This window comes from Streptantibioticus silvisoli, from assembly GCF_027947535.2.
Taxonomy (GTDB): Bacteria; Actinomycetota; Actinomycetes; order Streptomycetales; family Streptomycetaceae; genus Streptantibioticus_C; species Streptantibioticus_C silvisoli.
In genome coordinates, this window is sequence record NZ_JAAGKO020000042.1 from 24229 (window position 1) to 47148 (window position 22920).

General features: G+C 71.9%; 20 protein-coding genes and 2 pseudogenes. 8 read left to right on the top strand and 14 right to left on the bottom strand.

Features of this window, described 5'->3' with window-relative positions; all coding sequences use genetic code 11:
• The first annotated feature begins 160 nt into the window (after positions 1–160).
• The gene (locus POF43_RS24805) at positions 161–3466 is read left to right on the top strand and encodes a GH92 family glycosyl hydrolase (RefSeq protein WP_271324330.1); all 3306 of its coding nucleotides are present in this window, start codon (positions 161–163) and stop codon (positions 3464–3466) included.
• A 337-nt stretch (positions 3467–3803) separates the two neighbouring features.
• Here POF43_RS24805 and POF43_RS24810 read toward each other — a convergent pair.
• Both POF43_RS24810 and POF43_RS24815 read right to left on the bottom strand, forming a co-directional pair.
• Positions 3804–4197: pseudogene (locus tag POF43_RS24810) on the bottom strand (type II toxin-antitoxin system death-on-curing family toxin).
• Complete coding sequence (locus POF43_RS24815) at positions 4194–4388, bottom strand: ribbon-helix-helix protein, CopG family (protein WP_271323306.1); 195 nt, start codon at positions 4386–4388, stop codon at positions 4194–4196. Before POF43_RS24815 ends, POF43_RS24810 begins: the two are co-directional and overlap by 4 nt.
• A 433-nt stretch (positions 4389–4821) precedes the next feature.
• Here POF43_RS24815 and POF43_RS24820 point away from each other — a divergent pair.
• Together POF43_RS24820 and POF43_RS24825 are read left to right on the top strand one after the other, a co-directional pair.
• A pseudogene (locus tag POF43_RS24820) lies at positions 4822–5091 on the top strand (IS110 family transposase); the annotation flags it as partial.
• Between the two features lie 160 nt (positions 5092–5251).
• Positions 5252–5974 (top strand): hypothetical protein, encoded by a 723-nt coding sequence (locus POF43_RS24825; RefSeq protein WP_271323307.1) that lies wholly within the window; start codon positions 5252–5254, stop codon positions 5972–5974.
• Between the two features lie 57 nt (positions 5975–6031).
• On the opposite strand, the gene POF43_RS24830 is transcribed toward POF43_RS24825, so the two are convergent.
• On the bottom strand, positions 6032–6244 hold the full coding sequence (locus POF43_RS24830; protein WP_271323308.1) for a hypothetical protein: 213 nt from the start codon (positions 6242–6244) through the stop codon (positions 6032–6034).
• On the opposite strand from POF43_RS24830, the gene POF43_RS24835 reads away from it, so the two are divergent.
• Complete coding sequence (locus POF43_RS24835) at positions 6243–6731, top strand: hypothetical protein (protein ID WP_271323309.1); 489 nt, start codon at positions 6243–6245, stop codon at positions 6729–6731. The genes POF43_RS24830 and POF43_RS24835 overlap by 2 nt on opposite strands.
• A gap of 710 nt (positions 6732–7441) precedes the next feature.
• On the opposite strand, the gene POF43_RS24840 is transcribed toward POF43_RS24835, so the two are convergent.
• Together POF43_RS24840 and POF43_RS24845 are read right to left on the bottom strand one after the other, a co-directional pair.
• Positions 7442–8800 (bottom strand): class I SAM-dependent RNA methyltransferase, encoded by a 1359-nt coding sequence (locus tag POF43_RS24840; protein ID WP_271314026.1) that lies wholly within the window; start codon positions 8798–8800, stop codon positions 7442–7444.
• Between the two features lie 192 nt (positions 8801–8992).
• Positions 8993–11050: an APC family permease gene (locus POF43_RS24845; protein ID WP_271314027.1), complete on the bottom strand. Its 2058-nt coding sequence runs from the start codon at positions 11048–11050 to the stop codon at positions 8993–8995.
• 137 nt (positions 11051–11187) lie between these two features.
• On the opposite strand from POF43_RS24845, the gene POF43_RS24850 reads away from it, so the two are divergent.
• Both POF43_RS24850 and POF43_RS24855 read left to right on the top strand, forming a co-directional pair.
• Positions 11188–11856: a potassium channel family protein gene (locus POF43_RS24850; protein WP_271314028.1), complete on the top strand. Its 669-nt coding sequence runs from the start codon at positions 11188–11190 to the stop codon at positions 11854–11856.
• On the top strand, positions 11853–12575 hold the full coding sequence (locus tag POF43_RS24855) for a potassium channel family protein (protein ID WP_271314029.1): 723 nt from the start codon (positions 11853–11855) through the stop codon (positions 12573–12575). Before POF43_RS24850 ends, POF43_RS24855 begins: the two co-directional genes overlap by 4 nt.
• Positions 12576–12667: 92 nt before the next feature.
• Here the strand turns inward: POF43_RS24855 and POF43_RS24860 are convergent, their stop codons facing one another.
• The 7 genes from POF43_RS24860 to POF43_RS24890 form a co-directional block, all read right to left on the bottom strand.
• The gene (locus tag POF43_RS24860) at positions 12668–13441 is read right to left on the bottom strand and encodes a DUF3159 domain-containing protein (RefSeq protein WP_372516115.1); all 774 of its coding nucleotides are present in this window, start codon (positions 13439–13441) and stop codon (positions 12668–12670) included.
• 3 nt (positions 13442–13444) lie between these two features.
• Positions 13445–13843 carry an OB-fold nucleic acid binding domain-containing protein gene (locus POF43_RS24865; RefSeq protein WP_271314030.1) on the bottom strand — a complete coding sequence of 133 codons (399 nt, stop codon included), beginning with the start codon at positions 13841–13843 and terminating at the stop codon, positions 13445–13447.
• Positions 13844–13892: 49 nt separating this feature from the next.
• Complete coding sequence (locus tag POF43_RS24870) at positions 13893–14609, bottom strand: response regulator (protein ID WP_271323310.1); 717 nt, start codon at positions 14607–14609, stop codon at positions 13893–13895.
• 77 nt (positions 14610–14686) lie between these two features.
• A complete protein-coding gene (locus tag POF43_RS24875) occupies positions 14687–17227 on the bottom strand; it encodes a DUF4118 domain-containing protein (protein WP_271317975.1) in 2541 nt (846 codons plus the stop codon).
• A gap of 732 nt (positions 17228–17959) precedes the next feature.
• On the bottom strand, positions 17960–18745 hold the full coding sequence (locus tag POF43_RS24880) for a DUF3710 domain-containing protein (RefSeq protein WP_271316117.1): 786 nt from the start codon (positions 18743–18745) through the stop codon (positions 17960–17962).
• A 2-nt stretch (positions 18746–18747) separates the two neighbouring features.
• Entirely contained in the window at positions 18748–19281 is a 534-nt protein-coding gene (dut, locus tag POF43_RS24885; RefSeq protein ID WP_271316116.1) for a dUTP diphosphatase, read from the bottom strand.
• Complete coding sequence (locus tag POF43_RS24890) at positions 19278–19883, bottom strand: PaaI family thioesterase (RefSeq protein WP_271316115.1); 606 nt, start codon at positions 19881–19883, stop codon at positions 19278–19280. Before POF43_RS24890 ends, dut begins: the two co-directional genes overlap by 4 nt.
• 63 nt (positions 19884–19946) lie before the next feature.
• Here POF43_RS24890 and POF43_RS24895 point away from each other — a divergent pair, with 63 nt between their 5' ends.
• Together POF43_RS24895 and POF43_RS24900 are read left to right on the top strand one after the other, a co-directional pair.
• Positions 19947–20870 (top strand): SDR family NAD(P)-dependent oxidoreductase, encoded by a 924-nt coding sequence (locus POF43_RS24895; protein ID WP_271324353.1) that lies wholly within the window; start codon positions 19947–19949, stop codon positions 20868–20870.
• A 100-nt stretch (positions 20871–20970) separates the two neighbouring features.
• Positions 20971–21420, top strand: coding sequence for a DUF3093 domain-containing protein (locus POF43_RS24900; protein ID WP_271316113.1), 450 nt, complete (start codon positions 20971–20973; stop codon positions 21418–21420).
• 230 nt (positions 21421–21650) lie between these two features.
• On the opposite strand, the gene POF43_RS24905 is transcribed toward POF43_RS24900, so the two are convergent.
• Positions 21651–22241 carry a hypothetical protein gene (locus tag POF43_RS24905; RefSeq protein ID WP_372516116.1) on the bottom strand — a complete coding sequence of 197 codons (591 nt, stop codon included), beginning with the start codon at positions 22239–22241 and terminating at the stop codon, positions 21651–21653.
• A gap of 163 nt (positions 22242–22404) precedes the next feature.
• Positions 22405–22704, bottom strand: a complete 300-nt coding sequence (locus POF43_RS24910; protein WP_271316111.1) for a DUF4193 domain-containing protein — start codon at positions 22702–22704, stop codon at positions 22405–22407.
• Positions 22705–22920 lie beyond the last annotated feature (216 nt).

Below are 22920 nucleotides of genomic sequence, written 5' to 3' on the forward strand. Positions count from 1 at the left end.
ATAACGTTGTCATACGAGAGGTCGCGGGATGCATCTCCATCGCAGACACAGACGCCGCTTGCGGGCCGCGGTGGTCGCGGTAGCCGTCGCGGGCATGTATGCGGCCGGCGGCGGGACCGCCGGGGCCCAGCCGCCGCAATCGTCCAGCGCGGACACCCTGGTGAGCGATCCGGCGTCGCTGGTCGACCCGCTGATCGGCACCGGGTCCGGCGGGGCCACGGTCGGCCAGGTGGACACCTATCCGGGAGCGACCGCACCCTTCGGCATGCTGTCCTTCAGTCCTGACACCCCGTCGCGTCCGGACGGCGGCGGCTACAACTACGACGACACCTCCACCACCGGCTTCAGCCTCACCCACATGTCGGGTCCGGGCTGCGGTGCCTACGGGGACTTCCCCGTCCTGCCGACCGTGGGCGCGGTCGGCGCCGACCCGGCGAACAGCACCGCCGCGTTCAAGCACAGCGACGAGCACGCCGCGCCCGGTTCGTACTCCGTCGCGCTGAACCCGGGTACCCCCACCGCCGTACAGGCGGATCTGGCGGCCACCGCCCGTACCGGGATCGGCGAGTTCACCTACCCCAGCACGACCGCGGCCAACATGCTGTTCAAGATGGGTGACGCGCAGTCCGGCAACCAGGCGGCCGACGTCTCGGTGGTCGGCGACCACGAGGTGACCGGCACCGAGACGGCCGGGCAGTTCTGCGGCTCGCCCGGCACCTACCCGGTGCACTTCGTCGCCTCCTTCTCCCGGCCGTTCTCCACCTACGGCACCTGGCACACCGCGCCGACCGGGGCCAACGCCTTCACCGGAGCCACCGGTGACCTGTCCTGGAGCTACCACGAGGTCGCCAGCGGCGGCAGCACGGCGGCCATCGCGCCCGCCACGACGCCCGGCGGGGACAGCGCCGTGTCGTGGAAGCAGACCAACGCCCTGGCCAACACCTGGATCCAGGCCACGCCCCCGGCACTGACCCAGGGCGACAACTACCAGGCGAGCGTCACCCTGCAAGGTGCCGGCGACGTCTACCTCAACTTCTACAACGGCCAGCAGGACGTGGGCGGCAAGGCCGTCAACCTCACCTCCACGCCGGTCACCCTGACCGTCGACGCGGCCATCCTGACCGGTTCCATCGGCACCCCGCAGTTCCAGGTGCGCACCGCCGGCACCGGCCCGGTCGACCTGCTGGCCTCGGCGGTCTCGCTGCGGCAGGACACCGTGGTCACCTCGCCGGGTACCGCCAAGGTGGCCACCCACGGCTCCGGCGCGTCGCGGATTCCCGCCGGGTCCAACGGCAAGCCGGCCGGCGCCGCGGCGATGGCCCCGCGCGGTGTCGAGGCCAAGGGCGCGCAGTCGCGCACCCAGGTCGCCGGCACCGACGGGCTCCAGTCGGGCGCCTGGGTCGGGTTCGACACCACGAAGGACCGCAAGGTGACGATGAAGGTCGCCCTGTCCTACGTCAGCCAGGACGACGCGGCCGCCAACCTGGCGACCGAGGACCCCGGCTGGAGCGTTCCCGCGGTCGCCCACCGCACGTACGGGCAGTGGAACGACCTGCTGTCCCGCATCCGCGTCGGCGGCGGTACCGCGGCCGAACGCCAGCAGTTCTACACCGCGCTCTACCACACGATGCTGGAACCGACGCTGTTCTCCGACGCCAACGGCGCCTACCTCGGCTTCGACGACAAGGTCCACCGGACCGCCCGCGGCAAGGACCAGTACGCCAACTTCTCCGGCTGGGACATCTACCGTTCCGAGATACCGCTGCTCGCCGTGATCGCCCCCGAGCAGACCAGTCAGATGATGACCTCACTGCTCAACGACCAGGCGCAGGGCGGCTGGCTGCCCAAGTGGGGGTTCGCCAACGACTACACCGACGTCATGAACGGTGACGCCGCCGACCCGATGCTGGCCGAGGCGTACGCCCTGGGCGCGCGGGACTTCGACGCCAAGGCCGCGCTGGCCGCCATGGTCAAGGGCGCCACCGAGACACCGTCCTCACCGGCCGCGATGGGCCAGGGCTGGTACGTCGAACGCCCACAGCTGTCCTCCTACGAGTCGCTCGGCTACGTACCGAACACCACGCAGAGCTCGCTGTCCCCCGAGGACAACGGCGCCTCGGAGACCATCGAGTACGCCACCGCCGACTTCGGCATCGCGCAACTGGCCAAGGACCTGGGCGAGACGTCGACCTACCGGACGTTCCTGGGCCGGTCGCAGGACTGGACCAACATCTTCAACACCGCCACCGGCTACATCCAGCCGCGCGACGGCGACGGCCGGTTCCCCGAGTTCGACCCGACGACCGACGGCATGGGCAGCTTCGGCCAGTCCGGCTTCCAGGAGGGCAACGCCGCCCAGTACACCTGGTCCATCCCGCAGGACATCCACGGCCTCACCACGGCGATGGGCGGTGACCAGGCCGCCGTCCAGCGCCTGGACACCTACTTCCAGCAGCTCAACGCCGGCCCCAACCTGCCCTACGAATGGGCCGGCAACGAGCCCGCGTTCGGCACCCCGTGGATGTACGACTACGTCGGCGCGCCGTACAAGACCGAGGAGACCGTGCACCGGCTGCTCACCTCGGTCTACGCCGACATCCCGGGCGGGGAGCCCGGCAACGACGACCTCGGCGCCATGAGCTCCTGGTACGTCTGGTCCAGCCTCGGCATGTACCCGGAGACCCCGGGAACGCCGGTGCTCGCGCTGGGCGCGCCGATCTTCTCCCGGGCGCAGTTCGACCTGCCCGGCGGCCACCGGCTGCGGATGACCGCGCCGGGCGCCTCCACCAGCACCTACGTGCACAGCCTGTCGGTCAACGGCCGCTCCTGGGGCCCCGCGTGGCTGCCCGCGTCGCTGCTCACCGGCGGCGGACCGGGCCGCGGGTCCAACGAGCTGTCGTTCACCATGTCGCCCACCGCCGACCGGACGTGGGCGGCCGCGTCCGCCGACGCACCGCCGTCCTACCCGGCCGGCCCGCTGAAGTTCCCGCCGGGACGCAAGCCGGTCATCCTCACCCCGACCGGTCCCAACCTGCTGGGCAGTACGCCCACCGGCCAGCTGGCCTGGCAGGGACCGGTGCAGAACGGCGCGGGCTCGGTGCCTGGCACGGTCACGGCCACGACCACGCCCGAAGGGGCCAGCGCGGTGCGGTGGACGTCGGCGGACCCGGCCGCCAACACGTGGATCTGGGTCGACCCGGCCACCGAGCCGACCGTCGGGCAAAGCTACGAGGCGTCGGTCACCGTGGAAGGCACGGGTTCGGTGTACCTGGACTTCTGGAACGGCTCGCAGGACCTCACCAGTGCGACCGTCCAGCTGACCGGCACCCCGCAGACCCTCACCGTCCAGGGCGCGGACACCTCCGCCGACGGCACCCACCTGCAGATCCGCACGGCCAACCCCGGCCCGGTGGACCTCTACGCCAGCGCCGCGTCCCTCCAACTCCTCACCCCGCAGACCGGCTGACCGGCTGACCGGCTGACCGATCCACCGAAGGGTTCGGGGCTCCCTCACCGCGATGAGGGAGCCCCGGCCTTTTGGTGCTTTTGGGTGGGCGGGAGCGGGGGGCCGGCTTGCGCGGCAGGACAGGTCAGCCCTGGCCATGGCAGAGAGGGCAACCCGCTTTTTGACGGGACCGGGGTGGACCCAGCATTTCGAAATTGTGCGGTGCCCGGTCCCACGTGACCGATGAGGACCCCCGATAATTCAGCATCTGAGCCCCGACTTCGGTCTCGCCACGAGAAGGCCGGGTGATGCATGAGGGCCCGGGCACGCGAGTTTCCGGACTTCACGACGTCGAGCGTCAGGAAAGGGGAAACCAGGCCGACAGACGCTTGGCAATGACAGGTACATCGACCCTGTCTTGTGCGACTTCCTCGACGAACGGGCCGGCCACGGAGGCGGGCGGCGGGACGGTGCCGGCGCTGGCACCGTTGAACCGCAGGAAGACGCGCATGGCGAGCTAGGCGGTGCGCTTGTTGCCGTCGATCAGCGCGTGATTGCGGGCAACCGAGTGCAGCAGCGCCGCCGCCTTCTCGTGCAGCGTGGGATACAGCTCGACCCCGAACATGTTGGTCCGGGGCCGCTCGATCGCCGACACCAGAAGTCCCATGTCACGCACGCTGTGTCCGGTGCCGTTGACCGCGCGGGCGATGGCCAGCGATCTCGTCGATGTGGATGTGGCGCGCTTCGGTCACTTCAGGTGGTCCAGGATCTCCGCATCGCTGTCCATGAGCTCGGCAAGGACGTCACCGACCTGTAGCTCGGCCCGGTTCTGGGCATCACGGATGGCCTCAATGGCAAGCTCCTGCTTGCTGCGCCGCTCCCGGCGAGCACGCTCGGTGAGTTTCGCGTCAAGGTCGTCGGGAAGTCTGAGCGTCATGGCCATACGGCGATGACACCAGACTGGTATCTGGGCGGGATGGTATCAACCCTTCGGGACCCCGAACCGCAGCACCGCCTTTTGCGCCCGGACGGGCCACGCTCTCGGTTCCGCGGCACGTGCGACCGAGGGAGCCGGCGGCCCCGCCCGCTTCGAGCGTCACATTCCGCATTTCGCATCCCGCGTTACCCGCGCCAGCAGTTGAAACTGCGACTCAGAACGTTCTGCACAAACGAACCTTGGTCGACGCGTTCCGCAAGCGAAAACAAGTCGAATCGACCACCCGGAATGCAATGCGACAGGTCAGGCGCCCTTTTCGGCAGGCTCCAGAATCGCCACGCACTCCCCGTGGTGCGTCATCGGGAAGAGGTCACGAGAATCGAAAGCTGGCAGAAGCGCAGGTCAGCGCGGGTTCACTCCGCCGTGAGCGGCCATCTGGCTACCCGGAGACTCCGGACGCCGCACCGGCAACCTGCACCGACCGAAACGCTAAAGCCGCCGCCTGCGCAGGGCTTCTACTTGTCCGCCCAGACCAGCATCATCGGGGACGGTCCCCACCGGGACTTCTACCTCAAGAAGCGCGCCGAGGGGGTGCAAGCACGTCCAAGCGATCACCGCCCTGGCCCGTCGCCGGGTCAGCGTCCTGCGGGCGCTCCTGCGCGGCAACCGGACCTTCACCCCCGCCCGGCCGGTCGCGCAGGCAGCTTGACTCGGTCATTGAGACTCCTTCACGAAGAAAGCCGTACTGCAACAGCAGCAACAGCTGCACCAACACCGGCTCCGACGGCAGCGACCCGTGCCCGGACGAGGACGACCGCTGCTGGTGGGACGGATCAGTGAGCTGGACGTCCCCACCCGAGGTCAATCTGTTGTCCACGGAGAACCTGACCTACTCGCTGGGCGCCGGTGAGCCGACGCTCACCCCGCAATACCCGGCGCCACCGTGCGGCGGTGCCCCTGGTGGCACCGGGACCATCGTGATCGATGACGTCCCGTCGGGAGACAACACCTACGGCTGCAACGATTCGGCCACCGCGCACGGCACCTTCAAGCTGGTCCTGGGCGACGACGTCTCCTACCAGCGCGTCACGAGCAACTTCCCCACCAGCAGTCCCTACTTCGGCACGTGGCGGTACACCCCGGACATCGCGCAGGTCGACCTGCACCAACTGGGCACTGGGTACGACGGCCACATGTGGTTCACCCACCAGTACGCCACCAACGACGTCTGGCACGAGGTAACGGCCATCTGGACCCCGGACCCGAGCCTCCTGCCGACGGAGCCCACCACGGCGCACTTCGACGTCTACGTTCACCTGCCGAGCCACGGGGGCCAGGCGACCGTTCAGTACACCGGCCACAGCGGGGGTGATGGGGGCGGAGACTCCCACTCCTGTTCGATCAACCAGGCGGGCGGCAACGGTTCCGACACCTGGAAGGAACTCGGTAGCCTGCCGCTCTCCAAGGGGGCGTACCTCACGGCCGACAACCTGTCCTCCTCGGGAACCGGTGACGCGGACGTAACGTTCGACGCCATCGCCCTCGTCCCGGTGAGCTCCGGTGTCCCGGGCGTCTGCGGCTGGGGCCACTGACACATCACCACACAGGTGGTGCCCCGGATTTCCCGGGGCACCACCTCGCAGGGAGAATCACATGAACTCAAAGAACCACTCCCGGCCCCGCAGCATCGCGGCGCTGGGGATCGGTGCGGTGCTGACTGCAGGTCTGCTGACCGGATGCGCCGGGCAGTCCACGTCCAAAAGGGCCTCCAGCGCGACGAGCACTGCCGCTCCCTCACCTTCCGCTCCGGCAACCGCGACGACCGCACCGGCCGGGGAGAACGGGAAGACGAAGAAGAGCATGTCCCGGATAGCAACGGGGTACACCGGGAAAGCCTTCGTCGGGCGCCTCGCCGCCACCTGGCATGTGAGCCTTCGTGCCTCGACGCTCAAGGCGGGTAACCCGGCGGCTGGCGACACGGTCACCTACGGCTCGGGACGGCTGCCCTCCGGCACGGAGATCGAGATCTCCGCCCTCCGGGACCACACGGGAGCCCTCATGCGGATTCTGTGCCGGGTGCACGGCACCGACGCCACCACGGCCGCCTTCTTCGCCGGCTGCGCCGCCATCGACGCCCCGAGGCTGCACCCGGCCGCACAGGAGGCGTGGGCGAAAGCGGCGACCGCTTCAGTGCGCCGCTCATACTCGGCGGCGGTCGGCGCGTCACAGAGTGCCCCTCACCAGGCCGGAAACCTGACGGTCAAAATCAGCGAGGCCGCAACGGTGACGAGGGGCACGACGTACACCCGTCCGGAGATGGACCTGCTCGCCTACGGCGTGGGCGACTGAGTCAGGTCGGCACAGCACAACGGCCCGGGCCGGGCCAGCGGTTCGGGCCGGGCCGTCAGCGGCGTGGACCCACCGTCTCGGAGAAAGCCGGCGGACACCGGCCCAGGAACGTGAGCACACGGGAACGGAGCCGGCACCTCGGTGACCGCCGAGCCGGGACGAGCCAAGGCCTTTCGACAGCAGGCCGGGACCGCACCGCCCGTGGTGCTTCCGGGAGCAGCCGGCACCAGTAGTTCACCGCGAAGATGAGCACCACATCGACGCCATTCTGCCGGGCGCCGACCATGCCCGTACCGCTGGGCCGGGCGAGGTCGCGGAGGCCGTCCCGAGTGCATTGGTGGGCGGCCCGCGCCTGCTGCCCGAGGGTGTGCGCGACGGACAGCGTCCCGGTCCGTGCGGCAGCCAGGGGGAGGAACGGAGCCGACACCGACGCGACACGGATGACGGGGCCTGTCAGCGGGACTGCACCCGCCAAGGAGTGGTCGATACCCCTGGTCCTTCAGTCGGGCAATGGTCAGCTGCGGCCGTCCGACAACCGCAAGACCGTCGGGGCTGTGGGGGCGGCTCCGGATCGCCATGTCCACGGTACGGGGGTGGTGCCCGTCAGCCATGCGTTCGCGATCAGCCGACGAACCTGGCGACCCATCAGCGTCAGCGTCAAGGCATCGCCCGCAACGCCCATGCCACACACACCGTCCCCGACCCCCACGTCACCCCTCCTCCGCCACCCGTTCCAGAATCGCCACGCACTCAACATGATGCGTCATCGGGAAGAGGTCGAAGGCTCGCAGGGAGACCGGGCGGTAGCCCTCGGTGGCGAAGTAGGACAGGTCGCGGGCCAGGGCGGCCGGGTCGCAGGCCACGTAGGCGATCGCGCGGGGGGTGAGCGCCGCGAGCTGGTGGACGGTGGACTTGCCGGCGCCCACGCGGGGCGGGTCGAGGACGATGAGGTCGGCCTCGGTGATGCGGGTGCGCGGCAGCACGCGTTCGACCGTGCCGTGCTCGACGCGGACGCGGTCGAAGTCGGCCAGGTTGTGCCGGGCGTCCTCCACCGCGCGCTTGACCGACTCGATGCCCACCACCGCGCCGCGCTCCCCCACGCGTTCGGCGAGCGCGCCGGCGAACAGGCCGACGCCGCAGTACAGGTCGAGGGCCGTCTCGCCGCGCCGGGGGCGCAGTCCGTCCAGCACCGCGCGGGCCAGGATGTCGGCGGCCTGCGGATGCACCTGCCAGAAGCCGCCCGCACCGACCCGCCAGGTGCGCTGTACGGCCCGCTCGCGCACGAACCCGCGTCCGTGGACCTGGTGGACCCCGCCCTGCTCGTCGACCCGCAGGACCGACACCGGGCGGTCCAGCTCGACGAGGGGCAGCCGGCCGCCGGGGGCCGGGGTGATGACCACCTGGCGGTCGGAGGAACCGGTCGCGGCGATCGCCTCGACGGTGGCGGTGGCCGGCCAGTCGCGGGACTCGACGCCGAGCTCGGTGATCTCCGGCGCCGCGATCATGCAGCGGTCGACCGGCTCGACCTCGTGGGAGCGGTGGCGGCGCAGCCCGGCGCGGCCGCCGGCGTCGACCGCGTAGGTCACCCGGGTCCGCCAGGCCGGCACCTCGCCCTTGGCCACCTTGTCGCCCGGCGCGGGCACCACCGTGCCGTCCCAGCCCGCCTCCTCGGGGGTCAGGCCGGCCAGCCGGGACAGCTGCTCGGTGATGACGGCGACCTTCAGCCTCCGCTGCGCGCCGGGCGCCACGTGCTGGAAGTCGCAGCCGCCGCAGCGGCCGGGGCCGGCGTAAGGGCAGGGGGCCTCGACGCGGTCGGCGGAGGGGGTGAGCACCTCGACGGCGTCGGCGCGCAGGAAGCGTGACTCCTCGTCGCCCTCGGTGACCTCGGCGACGACCCGCTCGCCGGGCAGCGCGTGCCGTACGAACAGCACCCGTCCGTCGTGCCGGGCGACGCAGTGGCCGCCGTGCGCCACCGGGCCGACCTCGACCTCGAAGCGTTCACCGACCAGGGAGGCGGCCGCCGACTCCGAACGGTCCTTCACGCGGTTCGTACGGATGCGATTGTTCACGTCGGGCCAGGCTCCATCAGCGGGTGGTACGGGCGGCGGGGCAACAACGGCCCAGTCTACGGGCAGCTTCTCCCCCGCCGCGCCGCCGCCGATCCCCGCCGCTCCCCGGCTGTCCCGGCCGTCCGGACCGCCTCCGCCGCTCACCGCCGTCCGGACCGCCTCCGCCGCCCGGACCGCCCCGAACCTTCTCCGCTACTTGCCCTTGATCCGCTGCTTGGAGCCGCCCTGCCGGGGCGGGCGGATCTCACCGCGGCGCACCGAACCGGGGGCGTTCCAGTCGCGGGCCTTCTTGTAGCGGTCCTTCGCCACCTGGCTGGAGTCCAGCTGCCACGGCACCGAGGTGACGGTGACGCCGGACATGAACAGCAGGCGGCCCTTGAGACGCAGGGCGCTCTGGTTGTGCAGCAGGTGCTCGTACCAGCGGCCGACGACGTACTCGGGGATGAAGATGCTGATCACATCGCGCGGGCTGGAGCCGCGCAGGCCGCGGACGTACTCGATGATCGGCCGGGTGATCTCGCGGTAGGGCGAGTCCAGCACCTTCAGCGGCACGTCGATGCCGCGGCGTTCCCACTCGGCCTGCAGGACCTTGGTGTCGGCCGGGTCGACGTTGATGCTGAGCGCCTCCAGGCTGTCGGAGCGGAACAGCTTGGCGTACGACAGGGCGCGCAGGGTGGGCTTGTGGACCTTGGAGACCAGCACGATGGTGTGGACCCGGGAGGGCAGGACCGTTTCGTCGGGTGCCGCCTCGGCCGCCGACAGTTCGTCGGAGACCCGGTCGTAGTGCCGGCGGATGCCGGTCATCGTGGCGTAGAACACCACCATGCCGAGCACCGCGACCCACGCGCCGTGGGTGAACTTGGTCAGCAGCACGACGATCAGCACGATGCCGGTGAAGAAGCCGCCGAAGGTGTTGATGACGCGCGAGCGCATCATGCGGCGGCGCTTGGCCGGATCGGTCTCGGTGCGCAGGTGCCGGTTCCAGTGCCGCACCATGCCGGTCTGGCTGAGGGTGAACGACACGAAGACGCCGACGATGTACAGCTGGATCAGCCGGGTGGAGTCGGCGCCGTAGATGTAGACCAGCACGCCGGCGAACAGCGCCAGCAGCACGATGCCGTTGGAGAACGCGAGGCGGTCGCCGCGGGTGTGCAGCTGCCGCGGCAGGAAGCGGTCCTGGGCGAGGATCGAGCCGAGGACCGGGAAGCCGTTGTAGGCGGTGTTGGCGGCCAGGAAGAGCACCAGGGCGGTGACGGCGGCCAGGAAGACGAACGGCGGCGAGCCCTTGCCGAAGACAGCGGCCGCCACCTGGGCGATGACCGGGTCCTGGGTGTAGCCGGTACCGACCGGCTTGCCGTGCAGCAGCAGGTCGGTGGCCGGGTTCTCGGCCATCTTGACCTTGGTGTTGAGCGCCAGCGCCACGATGCCGCAGAACATGGTGACCGCCAGGCCGCCCATCAGGGCCAGCGTGGTGGCGGCGTTCTTCGACTTGGGCTTGCGGAAGGCCGGCACGCCGTTGCTGATGGCCTCGACGCCGGTGAGCGCCGCACAGCCGGAGGAGAAGGCCCGCAGCAGCAGGAAGACCAGCGCGAAGCCGGACAGCCCGCTGTTCTCCGCGTGGACGGCGTAGTGCGCCGAGGGCGCGATCATCGTGTGTCCGGTGGTGAGCCGGAAGATGCCCCAGGCGATCATGCAGAACACGCCGGTGACGAACGCGTACGTGGGGATGGCGAAGATCGTGCCGGACTCGCGCACGCCGCGCAGGTTCATCACCGCCAGCAGCGCGATCATCAGCAGCCCGACGAGCACCTTGTTCTGCTCGACGAACGGGATGGCCGAGCCGAGGTTCTCCACCCCGGAGGCCACCGACACCGCCACCGTCAGCACGTAGTCGACCAGCAGGGCGCTGGCGACCGTCAGGCCCGCCCGGGGTCCGAGGTTGGTGGTGGCCACCTCGTAGTCGCCGCCACCGGATGGATAGGCGTGCACGTTCTGCCGGTAGGAGGCGACGACGGTGAACATGAGCACGACCACCGCGACCGTGATCCACGGGCTGAAGTGGTAGGCGCCCGCGCCCGCCACCGACAGAACGAGGAGCACCTCCCCCGGGGCGTAGGCCACGGAGGAGAGTGGGTCGGAGGCGAAGACGGGCAGAGCGAGGCGCTTGGGGAGCAGCGTTTCCCCCAGTTTGTCGCTGCGCAGCGCCCGGCCGATGAGGATTCGCTTCGGCAGGTCGGTCAGATTCGGCACCCGGCGATGTTAAGGGTTCGTCAAGATAGGCGGCCACCCTGCACCCCCACTCCGGGTGCGCGTGTGTAGCTTTGGCGACGCGGTACGAGACTCTTCAGGTGAGTCCGGACGCGAGGACAACAGCCGGAAGGACAGGCGTGCACGTCGTAATCATGGGCTGCGGACGAGTGGGATCGGCACTCGCGCAGACCCTCGAAGAGCGCGGTCATACGGTCGCGGTGGTCGACCAGGACCCGACGGCCTTCAGACGTCTGGGCTCCGGCTTCGCCGGACGCCGGGTGACCGGGGTCGGCTTCGACCAGGACACCCTGCGCGAGGCGGGCATCGAGGAGGCGGGGGCGTTCGCGGCTGTGAGCAGCGGCGACAACTCCAACATCATCGCCGCCCGGGTCGCGCGGGAGATGTTCAACGTCGAGCACGTGGCCGCCCGGATCTACGATCCGCGGCGTGCGGAGGTCTACCAGCGGCTGGGTATTCCGACGGTGGCGACGGTGCGCTGGACCGCCGACCAGATGCTGCGGCGGCTGCTGCCGTCCGGTTCCGAGCCGCTGTGGCGCGACCCGAGCGGCGGGGTGCAGCTGGCCGAGGTGCCGGTCTCGGCCGCCTGGGTCGGGCAGCGGATCCGCAAGATCCAGGAGGAAACCGGTGTCCGTGTGGCGTTTCTCACCAGATTGGGCGAGGCGATGCTGCCAGGAACCGACACGGTCCTGCAGGAAGGCGACCTGGTCCACGTGATCATGCGCACCGGTGACGTGGACAAGGTCGAGGCGGCGTTCGCCCAGGGCCCGGAGGAGAGCCGGTCATGAGGGTCGCGATCGCCGGAGCCGGCGCGGTGGGCCGTTCCATCGCCGGAGAACTGCTGGAGAACGGGCACGAGGTTCTCCTCATCGACAAGAACCCCTCCTCCATCTCCGTCGAGCGGGTGCCGCAGGCCGAGTGGCTGCTGGCCGACGCCTGCGAGATCACCTCGCTGGACGAGGCGGCGCTCCAGCGCTGCGACGTGGTCATCGCGGCCACCGGCGACGACAAGGTCAACCTCGTCGTGTCGCTGCTGGCCAAGACCGAGTACGGGGTGCCGCGGGTGGTCTCGCGGGTCAACAACCCGAAGAACGAGTGGCTGTTCAACGAGGCGTGGGGTGTCGATGTCGCGGTCTCCACGCCGCGGCTGATGTCGGCGCTGGTGGAGGAGGCGGTCAGCGTCGGCGACCTGGTGCGCCTGCTGCGCTTCAGCCAGGGCGACGCCAACCTGGTGGAGCTGACGCTGCCGCCGGACGCCGCGCTGGTGGGCACCCGGGTCGGCGACGTGCGCTGGCCGACGGACACCTCGCTGGTGACGATCATCCGCGGCCACCGGGTCGTGACCCCGGCCAAGGACGACGTGCTGGAGGCGGGCGACGAGCTGCTCTTCGTGGCCGCGACCTCGCGCGAGGAGCAGCTGGAGGACCTGCTGTCGGTGCCGCGCGGCGAGGAGGCCGCCCAGGCCGTCTCCAGGGCCGACGGGGAGCCGGACGAGCCCCGCGACTGATCCGTGGCACGCGACTGATCCGTGGCACGCGAAGGGCCCGCCACCCCCGGCCGGGGGTGGCGGGCCCTTCACACGCGCTTGCCGCTGCCGGGTCAGGCGGCCGGGGCGTTCTCCTCGTCGCGCTCGGCGGCCTCGCGCTTGTCGCGCTCCTCCATCTCCGCGATCACGTCGATCGGCGGCGGCGCCTTGGCCAGGAAGATCCAGGTCAGGTAGACCGACAGCAGGAACGGCGGGATGCCGAGCGCCACCTTGACCCAGCCCAGCTGCGTGGCGTCGCCCCACCAGTACAGCGGGAAGAGGATCGCCGACTTGGCCAGCAGGATGACGCCCCACGCCCAGGTGGACTTGGTGTACGCCCTCATGCGCCCGGGGTTGCGGGTGCGCCACGACAGGTTCTCCCGCAGGATCGGGCCGAGCAGCACGCCGATCAACGGGAAGCGGGCGAGCGCGGAGACCACGTAGGCGACGGCCAGGCCCAGGGTGTAGAGCATGCCGGGCAGGTAGAAGTTCTTGGCGTTGCCCGACAGCACCGCGAAGAACGCGCCGAAGGCGATGCCGAAGACGCCGCTGAAGGCGTGCTTGAGGGTCTGCTTGCGCACCACGCGGGCGACCGCCAGCACCAGGCTGAGCGCCAGCGCGCTGATCGCGGAGACCAGGATGCTGCGGGTCGAGGTGAAGACGGCCACGAACACCAGGCCGGGCACGGTGGTGTCCACCATGCCCCACACGCCGCCGAACGCCTCCAGCAGCGCCTTGTCGGCCGCCGCCTTCGCCGCCGCGGCCTCCTCCTCGGTGCGCTCGGGGCCGGGGGGCGGGGCGCCTCCCGGGGTCGTCTCTTCATCGGTCCGCTGATTGGTGGGGGCCACCGGCTACTCCTGTCCGACGGGGCGCAGCTCGTACTTGGGGTTGAACAGCACCGGGCGGCCGCGGTTGAGCGCGATCCGGCCGGAGGCGATGATCTTGCGCCCGGGTTCTATACCCGCGATGCTGCGGCGGCCGAGCCACACCACGTCCAGCGGCGCGGAGCCGTCGAACAGCTCCGCCTCCAGCGCCGGCACCCCCGCGCGCGGGCGCAGGGTGACGGTGCGCAGTGTGCCGGTGACCGTGACCTGCTGGCGGTCGTGGCAGTCCTGGATACGGGTGCAGCCGACCGCGGCCGCCTCCTGCCGCAGCTCCTCGGAGAGCAGGTCCTCCTGGGAGGAGGCGAGACGGTCGAGTATGCGGCGGATCCGGCCTGCCGGTTTGTCCGAACGGGTGGCACCACTCATAGGGGGAAGCGTACCGGCCGGTCGCCGGATCGGTCCCGGTTGACGTCGGTTACCGCTCGAACCTGTACCCCATGCCCGGTTCGGTGACGAAGTGCCGGGGGTGGGCGGGGTCGGGTTCGAGCTTGCGGCGCAGCTGTGCCATGTAGACGCGCAGGTAGTTGCTCTCGGTGCCGTAGGCCGGTCCCCAGACCTCCTGGAGCAGCTGGCGCTGGCTGACCAGCCGGCCGGGGCTGCGGACCAGCACCTCCAGCAGGTGCCACTCGGTGGGGGTCAGCCGTACGTCGGCGCCGGAGCGGTGGACCTTCTTGGCGGCCAGGTCGACGGTGAACGAGCCGGTCTCCACCAGCACGCCCTCGCCGTCCTCACCGGTGGGCGCGGCCCGGCGCACCGCGGCGCGCAGCCGGGCCAGCAGTTCGTCCATGCCGAACGGCTTGGTGACGTAGTCGTCGGCGCCGGCGTCCAGCGCCTCGACCTTCTCGTCGGAGGCCTGCCGGGCCGACAGCACGATGATCGGCACCCGGGTCCAGCCGCGCAGCCCCTTGATGACGTCGGCACCGTCCATGTCGGGCAGCCCCAGGTCGAGCACGACGACGTCGGGGTGGCGGGCGGCGGCGAGCTGGAGGGCGGTGGCGCCGTCGGGGGCCGCGTCGACGTCGTAGTGGCGGGCGCGCAGGTTGATCACCAGGGCGCGCACGATCTGCGGTTCGTCGTCGACGACCAGCACCCGGACCGGGTTCCTGGGCCGCTCGGCCGGGGGCTGCGCCATGGCGTCCGCCTTTCGTGCGGTGTCCTGCTGCGCGGGGGCGTTCCCCGGCCGTACGCGTACGGGGTGGGCGGCCGGGGTCATGAGGTGGCCCCGGCGGGCAGTACGGGTTCGCGGTCGGCGGCGCCGTGCCCGGCCCGCAGGGTCAGCACCATGGTCAGGCCGCCGCCGGGGGTGTCGTCGGCGACCAGGGAGCCGCCCATGGCCTCGGCGAAGCCGCGGGCGACGGCCAGGCCCAGGCCGACGCCGGAGCCGCGCGGGGCGTCGCCGTAGCGCTGGAAGGGCTCGAAGATGCGTTCCTTGGCGGGGTCCGGGACGCCGGGGCCGCGGTCGGCGACCCGCAGTTCGACGCGGTCGCGCAGCGCGCTGGCGGCCACCAGGACCCGGCCGCCGCGCGGGTGGTACTTGACGGCGTTCTCCACCAGGTTGGCCACCACCCGCTCCAGCAGCCCGGGGTCGGCCACCACCATGGGCAGCGTCTCGGGGATGTCGAGGGCGACCGAGCCGGGCGGCACGCCGCCGAAGGCGATGGGCACCACCTCGTCGAGGTCGACCTCCTGCATGAGCGGGGAGACGGTGCCGGTCTGGAGGCGGGACATGTCCAGGAGGTTGCCGACCAGGTGGTCGAGCTTGTCGGCGCCCGCCTCGATGGCCTCCAGCAGGTCCGCCTCGTCCTGCGGGGACCAGGCGACGTCGTCGGAGCGCAGCGAGCTGACGGCGGCCTTGATGGCGGCCAGCGGGGTGCGCAGGTCGTGGGAGACGGCGGCGAGCAGCGCGGTGCGGATGCGGTTGCCCTCGGCCAGCTCACGGGCCCGCGACGCCTCCCCCACCAGCCGCTGGCGGTCCAGCAGGACGGCGGCCTGGGCGGCGAACGCGGACAGCAGGCGGCGGTCCTCGGCGGGCAGGACGCGGCCGGTGAGGGCCAGCGACATGCGGTCGCCGACCGGCACTTCGACGTCGGCGTCCTCCGGGCGCGGACAGGGGTCGGGGCCGACGCCGCCGGCCCGGGTCCACGGACCGTGGTCCGCCTCGCGTTCCAGCAGGGCCGCGGAGGTCATGGCGAACGTCTCGCGGACCCGTTCCAGCAGCGCGTCCAGCGAGGACTCGCCGCGCAGCACACTGCCGGCCAGCAGGGAGAGGATCTCCGCCTCGGCGCGCGATCTGGCCGCCTGGTGGGTGCGCCGGGCGGCCAGGTCGACGACGGAGGCCACCGAGACGGCGACGGCGGCGAAGATGACGATGGCGACGATGTTGTGCGGGTCGGCGATGGTGAAGCGGTGCAGCGGCGGGGTGAAGAAGTAGTTCAGGAACAGCGAGCCGACCGCGGCCGAGGCCAGCGCCGGCAGCATGCCGCCCAGCAGGGCCGCCGCCACGGTCAGCGCCAGCAGGAGCAGCAGGTCGTTGCCGAGGCCGAGGCCGGGCACCACGTGGATCAGCAGCAGCGTCATCAGGGCCGGCCCGGCGCAGCCGACGGCCCAGCCGGTGATGATGCGGACCCGGCCCAGGCGGGCGCCGCGCGCGACGGGCAGGCCGCGGCCCTTGGCGGCCCGCTCGTGCGTGACGATGTGCACGTCGATGTCGGCGGACTCCCGGGCCACGGTGGTGCCGACGCCGGGCCCCAGGACGTACTGCCAGGTCTTGCGGCGGGAGGTGCCCAGCACGATCTGGGTGGCGTTGACGCCGCGGGCGAAGTCGAGCATGGCGGTGGGGACGTCGTCGCCGATCACGTGGTGGAAGGAGCCGCCCAGGTTCTCCACCAGGGTGCGCTGGACGGCGAGTTCCTCGGGCGATCCGGCGGTCAGGCCGTCGCTGCGGGCGACGTGGACGGCGAGGATCTCGCTGCCGGAGCCCTTGGCGGCCATCCGCGCCGCCCGGCGGATCAACGTGCTGCCCTCGGGGCCGCCGGTCAGGCCGACCACGATGCGTTCGCGGGCCTGCCAGGTGGAGGAGATGCGGTGTTCGGCGCGGTACTGCTGGAGGTACTCGTCGGCCCGGTCGGCGACCCACAGCAGGGCGAGTTCGCGCAGTGCGGTGAGGTTGCCGGGCCGGAAGTAGTCGGCCAGCGCGGCGTCGACCTTGTCGGGCTGGTAGATGTTGCCGTGCGCCATCCGCCGCCGCAGCGCCTGCGGCGCCATGTCGACCAGCTCGATCTGGTCGGCGCGGCGCACCATTTCGTCCGGCACGGTCTCGCGCGGGCGGACACCGGTGATGGACTCCACGACGTCGCCCAGCGACTCCAGGTGCTGGACGTTGACGGCGGAGACCACGTCGACGCCGGCCGCGAGCAGCTCCTCCACGTCCTGCCAGCGCTCGGCGTTGCGGCTGCCCGGCACGTTGGTGTGGGCCAGCTCGTCGACCATCGCGACACGCGGTGCGCGGGCCAGCACCGCGTCGACGTCCATCTCCTCGAAGACGGCGCCGCGGTGCCGCAGGGGGCGGCGGGCCACCGTCTCCAGGCCGGACAGCAGGGCCGCGGTGCGGGGGCGTTCGTGCGGCTCGGCGAAGCCCACGACCACGTCCGTGCCGCGCTCCAGCCGCCGGTGGGCCTCCTCCAGCAGGGCGTAGGTCTTGCCGACGCCGGGGGCCGCCCCCAGGTAGATGCGCAGTCTGCCGCGTGCCATGGCTCCATCCTCATCCTGCCGCCGCCCGGTACGCCCGTCAGGCGCCGGCGCTGGGACGGCGCCGGCCTCCCGCACGGCCCGGCGTCCACCGCGCCGGCCTCCCCGCGGTCCGGCGTACGCCGGTGAACCGTTGCCACGGCAGGCGATCCTAGGCAGCGTTTCACCCGTTCGGGCGACGGAAAGGGCGTTCGGGGCGTTAGGGAGGCGTATGGATTGGCCGCGGGGGCGGTCTCCTGCGGAGGGCGGGGCGGCAGGGGCCGGAGTGGGGTGGGGCGCTTTCGGGGGTGGCGGCGGCTGCGGGCCTGGCGGCTTCGGGGGCTGAGGACGCCTTCGGGCCCGGGGGACGCTTCGACGGGCCTGCGAGCGCCTTCAGGAGGCGGCGGTGCTGCCAGGGGCGGGGTCGGCTGCCGCTGGGCACCGCAGGGCTGCTGGGTGCCGCGGGGGCACCACGGTGCCGGCTGAGGGCGCCGGGGACGCCTGCGGTACGGGACGCTGGCCGACGGTGTTGGGGGCCGGCCGGGGTCGCCGGGGAAACCCGTCCCGTCGGAGAGGCCGGCTGCCGTCCGGCATCGCCGCGGCCCGGCCGAGCCCCCCGGAGGGAGAAGCCGGCTGCCGTCGCAGAGGCCGCCGCCGGCCGGTCCGAACGGCGCGGCCGGGCGTGCGGAGCGTGCGAACGGGCCGGGACCGCAGGGGTGCGGTTCCGGCCCGTCGGCGATGACGCGTGCGGCGGTCTCAGCGGACCTCGGTGATCTCCGGGCCGCGGCGCATGGGGTCGATGCCGTCGGAGAACTTGCCGGGGGCGGCCTCGTCCTGCGTCTGGGCCATGCCCTCGGGGACCATCTGGGCGTCCTCGGGGAGCTTCAGCACGATCGGGTCGCGGGGTGCCATCGGCGTGTCGCCGCGGGTGACGACCGTGTCGCGGAAGATCTGCTCCAGCACGCCGGCCGCCTGCGGGGCGACCGCGCCCTGGCCGGAGATGACGCCGCGCAGGAACCAGCGCGGGCCGTCGCAGCCGACGAAGCGGACCAGCTGGACGCCGGCGGCGCCGTCGGGCAGCTGCACCGGGACCTGGGCGCGCAGCTCCCAGCCGATCGGGCCCTCGACGGTGTCGACCACGCCGCCCTGCTGGGTGATGCCGGAGGCGATCTCGTCGCGGACCTCGCCCCAGATGCCCTCGGACTTCGGCGCGGCGAAGGCCTGGAGCTGGATGGCGCTGTCCTGGAGCACGACAGTGGCGGCGACGATGGAGTCACCGGCCACCTCGACCCGCAGTTCCATGCCCTCGACACCGGGCACGAACAGCCCGCCGAGGTCGACGCGGCCCTCGCCGGGGTTCTTGACCTCGCTGATGTCCCACGGGCCGTCGGGGCGCGGGGCGGGCGGCAGGTTGTAGCGGGGAGACTCGCCCTCGTCGGCGCCCTCGGACGCGTCGGCGTCCTCGGTCGACTCGTCCGGGCCCGCGTCTTCGGCGAGCTCGTCGTGGGCGTCTTCGCGCTCCTTGCTGCGACGACGGAACACGGTCACTGTCCTTCCCGGTCTGAGGCGACCGTTGCGTAGCCCTGCGTGGTTACGGTCGTACCGTCCGCCGGTGCCGCCACGGCGTGTCCTCCAGTGGAGCCGAAACCGCCCTCGGCCCTGGCGGAGCCGGGCAGCTCCGCGACCTCGTGGAAGCGGACCTTCTCGACCTGCTGGACGACCAGCTGGGCGACCCGGTCGAACCGTGCGAACCGCACCTTCTCGCGCGGGTCGAGGTTGACCACAATCACCTTGATCTCCCCACGGTACCCGGCATCGATCGTGCCCGGCGCATTCACCATGGAGACGCCGCACCGGGCCGCCAGGCCCGAGCGCGGGTGGACGAAGGCGGCATAGCCGTCGGGCAGGGCGACGGCGATACCGGTGGGCAGGACCGCACGCTCACCGGGGGCGAGTTCGGCAGCCTCGGTGGTCATCAGGTCGAGTCCCGCGTCGCCGGGCTGCGCGTACGCGGGCAGGGGGATCTCGGGGTCCAGGCGTCGCACCAGGACGTCCAGCCGGGGGCGGACGGCGCTCACGGGTTCACCTCGAAGGCACGCACGACCTTGTGCTGGTCGGGGTTGTCCAGGGCCGCCTTGATCTCCTCGGGGCGGCCGTTCTTCGTGAAGTGTTCGAGCTGGACCTCGACGAAGACGGCTCTGGCACGCACCGCGACCGGACCGTCGGGGCTGCCGATGCGGCCCTCGGCGGAGGAGTAGATCTTGCGGCCGGACACGCCGGTGCAGTGGGCCCTCAGGTGCAGCGTGGTGCCGACCGGTACCGGGCGGACGAACTCGGTCTCCAGCCGGCCGGTGACCGCGATGGTGCGCAGCAGCCACTGGACCGAGCCGAGGGTCTCGTCCAGCGCGGAGACCAGCACGCCGCCGTGCGCGAGGCCGGGGGCGCCCTGGTGGGCAGGGCGTACGGTGAACTCCGCGGTGACGCCGACGCCTTCGCCGGCCCGGGCTTCCAGGTGGAGGCCGTGCGACTGGGCTTCGCCGCAGCCGAAACACTGCTCGTAGTGCGATCCGAGCGGGGTGCCGGGTTCGGGCGCGTCGGGATGGCGCACCGGGGTCTCGGCACCGGGCGGCGGCGTCAACGCCGAACCGCCTGTGCTGTCGGTAGCAGTAGCTCCACTCACGGCCCGAACCCTACCCTCCTGGTGATGCCCCACCCTTACGTCGCGTTCTTTAGGTCGGTTCCTGTGAGTCCGAAGATCCCGCTGAATCCGAAGATCCCGCGTTCGCGCCCGTCGGTCGTGGTCACCGGCGCCACCAGTGCCACCGGTCAGGCCATCACGATGGAGCTGGCCCGCACCGGATTCGCGGTGATCGCCGCGTGCCGCACCCGGGAGAAGGCCGAGGCGCTGCGGGAACGCGCGGCGCGCACCGGTCCACCGGTGCGCACGGTGGTGGTGGACGTGGCCGACGCGACGTCCACGGTCCGGGCGTTCACCGAGATCGCCACGATGACCGGCGGCGGGCCGTGGGCGGTGGTGAACAACGCCGACTTCGCGCAGCCCGGCGCGGTGGAGGACGTCGACGACGAGCTGGCGCGGCGGCAGCTGGAGACCAATCTGCTGGCCCCGGCCCGGATCGCGCGGCTGGTGCTGCCGTCGATGCGGGCCCGCAGGCGGGGGCGGATCGTGAACGTCTCCTGCCTGGCCGGGCGGGTGACCATGCCGATGCTGGGCTGGTACTGCGCGAGCAAGCAGGGCCTGGAGGCGGTGACGGACGCGCTGCGCATGGAGTGCGCGCCGTTCGGGGTGCGGGTGTCGATGGTCGAGCCGTGGTCGTACGGGTCGCGGCTGTGGGCGGGCAGTTCGCAGCTGCTGCCGCAGTCGCGGGTGTCGGCCTACCGCAAGCAGTACGAGGCGGCCGGCGAGCCGGTGCGGCGCGGCGCGCGCAACCGGGAGCCGGCGCCGGGCGAGGTGGCGCGGGCGGTGCGGCGGGCGCTGACCGAGCGGCGGCCGCGGTCGCGGTATCCGGTGGGCGGCGGGGCGCGGTCCACCGCGGCGCTGGACGCGCTGGCGCCGACGGCGGCGTCGGACTGGGCCAAGATGATCGCCACCGGGCTGCGTGAGGCGCCGCCGCGACTGGCACGGGTCATCGGGCTGCCGCTGCCCTGAGCGGGCCGCAGCGGGCCGCCCGGGGCCCTGGGGCGGCTGTCGGGCGGCCGGCGGCGGTGCCCGCGCCGGGTTCACAACCGGACGTGCCAAGCTTGTCGTCATGCAGCCTTACGACGAGCGCCTGACCGCGCCGCGTTCCTGGTGGTTCCTGGCCGTGCTGACCGGTGTGGGGTGCGGGCTGATCGCCCTGCCCTTCGGGCCGTTGCCGCTGCTCGGCACGTTCGTCGGGGCGACCGCGCTGTCGTGCGTGGTGGTGAGTTCCTACGGCTCGGCGCGCATCCGTGTGGTGGCCGGTTCGCTGGTGGCCGGCGACGCGCGCATCCCGGTGTCGGCGCTGGGCGAGGCGGTCGAGCTGGACCGCGAGGAGGCGACGGCCTGGCGCACCTACAAGGCGGACGCCCGCGCCTTCATGCTGCTGCGGTCCTACGTGCCGACGGCGCTGAAGGTCGAGGTGAGCGACCCGGCGGACCCGACGCCGTACCTGTACCTGTCGACGCGGTCGCCGAAGCGGCTGGCGGACGCCCTGCGGAAGGTCACCGCGGCCTCCTGAGGGCACCGCGGCGCAGGACGTTCACGGGTACACCGAAGACGTTCCCGCGGGCGGTGCGGACGCTCCGTGGCGGTGGATGACGCTCGCGCGGGGCGTCGCGGATGCCGTGCCGGTGCTGACGTTCGCCCCGGGCCGTCGCGGTGCCGACGTGCGCCGTGCTGACGTTCCTGCGGGGCGTCGCCGTCCTGATACGTGCGCGCGGGCCGACCGGGGAGCCCGGGTACGGGTGCTCAGTCGCCGGCGGGCGGCAGGCGGTCCCAGGGGATCTGCCGGGTGCGCAGGTCGGCGCGGACCTTGTCGGCGAGGGCGTGGGTGCTGCGCCGGTTGAACACCGCCCCCACGACGGCGCCGATCATGAACGGGGTGAGGGTCGGCAGGTTGCGTGCGGTGCGGCGCACCAGGCGCTGGCGCAGCTGGCGTTTGAGCTGGCCGCCGAGGGCCGCGTCGAAGCTGGCCGGCTTGGTGACGCTGATGCCGCGCTGCTGGGCCCAGGCGCCCAGGTACGCGGCCACCCGCTGTTTCGTGCTGCCGGGGGCGCGCAGTCCGTAGACCTCGTGCAGTTCGGCGATGAGCTTGTACTCCACCGCGGCGACCGCGATGGTCTCGGCGGCGAGTTCCGCGGTCATGGCGGGCGGTACGGGCAGGGCGGCCGCGGCGCCCACTCCCGCCCCCACCCCGGCGGTGCCGGTGGTGGCGCCGGTGACCAGCTTGTCCGCGATCTGCTCGGGTCCCAGGCCGGGGAACTGCCGGCGCAGGGTTTCCAGATCGCGGACCGGGATACGCGGCGCCACGTCGATGAGGCGGTCGGCGAGCGCGCTCACCGCCGCCCTGGCGCCCCCTCGGACGCGTCGCGCGAGCGAGGCCCTCCGGCCGTCCCACGCCACCTCACCGTCAAGGGGTGGCGTCGCGTACGGCTGGTGCCGGTGCTCCAGGGAGCCCCGCTCGTCGTCTGGTCCCGCCGGGTCCGACATGGCCGCCCGACCGTCAGGCCGCGCAGTCGCGGCAGATCGGGTTGCCGTTCTTCTCCTTGGCGAGCTGGCTCCGGTGGTGGACCAGGAAGCAGCTCATGCAGGTGAACTCGTCCGCCTGGCGGGGCAGCACCCGCACCGACAGCTCTTCGTTGGAAAGGTCGGCGCCGGGCAGTTCCAGCCCCTCGGCCTGTTCGAACTCGTCCACGTCCACCGCGGAGGTGGACTTCTCGTTCCGTCGGGCCTTCAGCTCCTCAATGCTGTCCTCGTTGATGTCGTCATCGGTCTTGCGTGGCGTGTCGTAATCCGTAGCCATAGCGCTCTCCCCCTCTGGGTGTCTGCGGTCTCTCCAGCGCACGTAACGCGCGAGGGGCGGAACTTGTGCCCGACCCGAGGCGGGAATTTTGCCTCACTTCAAGCCCTGTTACTCAATCGACACCCAACGCCACCCCCGAAGGGGTGATGGTGTCGGCCATCGATCAGGGCTCGCAGGTGGCCGGTCACGGTGCCCAAAGGGCACTGTCCCGTGTAC